Annotated in this window: 3 protein-coding genes; all 3 read right to left on the bottom strand. The window is 74.6% G+C overall.

Annotation, left to right across the window (positions count from 1 at the left end; translation table 11 throughout):
- The coding region (locus tag N4P33_RS34255; RefSeq protein WP_260830825.1) for a substrate-binding domain-containing protein at positions 1–2,221 on the bottom strand (2,221 nt) is incomplete at its 3' end.
- Positions 2,222–2,225: 4 nt separating this feature from the next.
- Positions 2,226–2,588, bottom strand: coding sequence for an effector-associated constant component EACC1 (locus N4P33_RS34260; protein WP_260830826.1), 363 nt, complete (start codon positions 2,586–2,588; stop codon positions 2,226–2,228).
- A 52-nt stretch (positions 2,589–2,640) separates the two neighbouring features.
- Positions 2,641–2,992: PP2C family protein-serine/threonine phosphatase (locus N4P33_RS34265; protein ID WP_260830827.1), on the bottom strand; the 352-nt coding region annotated here is incomplete at its 5' end.

Consider the following 2,992-nt stretch of genomic DNA (forward strand, 5'->3'; position numbering starts at 1 on the left):
GGTGCGAGGCGAGCGGCAGCAGCGTCTCCTGGGTGCGCTCGCCGGTGCCGGCCACCGACCACACGCCGTACTCGTCCTCGCCGCCGAGCCCGCCCAGCGACTGCCGCAGCAGCCCGGGGCCGCCGCTCGGGCCCTGCCAGAGCCCGGCCATGGAGCCGGAGCTGTCCAGCAGGAACAGCACCCGGCCCGGGCCGCCCACCTCCCGGTACTCGGTCAGCGCCCGCTCCATCGCCCGGCGTCCGGCCGACTCGTCCAGCGGGGACGGCGCCCGCAACACCCCGTCGGCGACCTCGGCCAGATCCAGCAGCTCCCCGCCGTCCGCCGAGCGGAACCCGTCCCGGGCGAACACCGCGCGGCCCCCCTCACCGGCCAGCCAGTCGCGGAAACCGTCGGCCGCCCGGTCGCGGGCGGTGCGGTCGTCGTCGCCGTTCTGCCAGCGGACCCGCACGAACAGCGGCTCCACGCCCGGCACGTCCTGCGGGTACTGGGCCATCCGCGGGCTGCGGGTGGTGTGGTCGCAGCCGACTCCGCTGCGCATCAGGAACTCGGGGACGAGCGCCGCGGTGCGGTTGTCCACCGCGTCGTCGTCGGGCAGCGTGCACAGCAGCTCGGCGGCCGTGGGCGAGGGCGATCCCGGCTGCGCGACCAGGCGCTCCCCGCGGGCCGCGGCGCGGGCGTCCTCGCCGTACAGGCCGACCGTGGCGAGCAGCCCCACGTCGCTGTGCTCCGGGTCGGGGCGGCGGACCTCGGCCGTCTCGTCCCGCTCGGTCAGGTCGTCGATCATCGCGGTGAGCGGCAGGCCGGTGCGCTCGTGCGTGAACTCGGCGGCCAGGTGCTGCGGCACCGCCAGCACGACCGGGGAGTACGCGAGCGGCTCGCCGTCCGGGCTCAGCACGGCCACCGCGTCGGTGTCCTGCCCCTCCTCCACCCGGGCCACGTCCGCGCGGGAGGCGGGGATCCAGACGTCCGGCTGCGGGCCGATGTCCCGCTGCGGGTTGGTGTCCTCGTCGCGCGGCTCCTGCCAGCTGCCGCTCTGCGTGCGCAGCGCGGTGACCACGTCCGAGGAACCTGCGCTGTAGACGGTGACGCCGCTGCGCCGGCAGCCGTCGCCGGTGGTGTTCGCCTCGGAGGTGAGATACGTGTCGGCGGCGGTGCGGATCGTCGGCTCCAGGTCCGGGTCGGTCAGCACGCGCAGCTCGGGCGGGGGCGCGCAGGGGGCGTCGCCGCCGGAGAGGACGCCGGTGAGGGCGCGGGCGCCGAGGGCGATCAGGATCAGGACGAGGACCAGCGGGAGGACGCCCCGGGTCATCGTCCGGCGCCGCGGCCACCGGATGCGGCGCGGCCGGCCCCACAGCGCGGACAGCCCGAGCCGGGCCGGGAGCTCGCGCAGGAAGCGCAGGAGCCTTTCGACGAGAGTGGGCGGGCGCGGAGGAGGTGGCGGAGAGGGAGGAAGGGGAGGAGGCGGTGAGGGCGGCGGGTGCGGCGCGGGGCTGGTCGCCGCGAGCAGTACGTCCTCCCCGGACTTCGCGCGGTCCTGCGGCTCCCACGTGTCGCCGCGCAGAGTCCTGTGCTTCTCCATCCGCGCCCGCAGCCGCTCGGCGAGATCCGTGAACCAGACCTCTCCGTCCTGCTTCAGCAGCTCGACGAGTTGCCCGGTGTACGGCGTCGGCGTCGTCGAATCGCCCGCGTCGATACGGTGGTTGGCCTGCACGCTCGTGAGGAGCAGCACCCGGTCGTGGTCGGAGAAGCCCTCCCAGACCTGCCCGGCGTTGCCCGCGAAGCAGCAGTCCAGGATGAGCACGATCCGCTGGGCGTCGCCCGATGCCAGCGTCGCCAGCACGGTGCTCACCGGGTCCGCGCCCACGAACTTCGCCGGTCTGCCCGCGACCACACGGGCATTGCGCAGCTGAAGGAACAGCTCTTCGCCACCACTGGGGATGGCGCCGTGGCCGGCGAAGTAGAGCAGCAGCACCCCGTCGGCTTCCGCGACGGCCGAGAACAGCGCGGTCTGGAACTCGCCCTGCCGCGGCGAGTGAACGACCTCGATGTCCTCCGCGCCGAACACCTGCCCCCGGGCGAGCGCCTCCTCCAGGCGGCGGACGTTGTGCTCGACCGCCGGGAGGTGGCCGGGCACACCGCCCGGCGGCTTCGTGTGGTCGTATCGGGCCACACCGACGAGCACCGCCCGGTTCCTCAGCCCGCGCGGATCGAGGCGGTTCACCGGCCTACCTGTCGTCGGCGTCCACCGGTTCGACGGAGCCGCTCGGTGGCTCGCCCCGCTCGACGGCGCGCCGGTTCTCCCGCCAGGCCGCCACCGCCTTCTTCACCTGCTCCAGCAGCTCCGCGAGTGCCACGCCCACCCCCGCGTTGAGCAGCAGGACGACGATGTCCATGCCCACGCCCATGGGCGCACCGGACTCGTCGGTTCTGGGGCGTTCCTCGATCCGCAGCGCGCCCCGGCGTATCAGCTCCTCGAACAGCCGCTCCCGCTCCAGCCAGTTGCGCAGCGCCGTGATGTCGCTCTCGCTCGCGGGTCCGTCCAGCCGTACTCGAATCCCCTGCTCGGCCACACCATCCCCCTCAGCCATAACTCACCATCATGACACCGGAGTTGCTCATGGGGGAGGGTTCGTACAGCGGTCAGGCGGGCAGGCGCCGCACCGCGAACACCGTGGTGTCGTCCGTGAGCCGGCCGCCGCTGTGCTCCAGCGTCCCGGCGCGGACGAAGTCGACCAGGCGGGCCGGTTCGGCGATCCCCGGGTCCCGCTTCACCGCCTCGCGCACGGCGTCGGCGAGCGGATAGAAGACGCCCTGGCCGTTCCGGGCCTCCGTCACTCCGTCCGTGCACATCAGCAGCGTCTCGTCGCGGGCCAGCGGCAGCCGGTGCGGGACCGGCGGCCCGGGGGCCAGGTCGCCGAGGCCCAGCGGCAGCGCGCCGTCGCCGCACTCCAGCGACCGGACGCCGTGGGGGCCGACGACCAGCGGCGGTTCG

The organism is Streptomyces sp. 15-116A (assembly GCF_025290915.1).
Taxonomy (GTDB): Bacteria; Actinomycetota; Actinomycetes; order Streptomycetales; family Streptomycetaceae; genus Streptomyces.

Bases quoted from the DNA above. Each gene is read 5' to 3' on its own strand.
- N4P33_RS34260 (WP_260830826.1), bottom strand. From the start codon at position 2,588: ATGGCTGAGGGGGATGGTGTGGCCGAGCAGGGGATTCGAGTACGGCTG.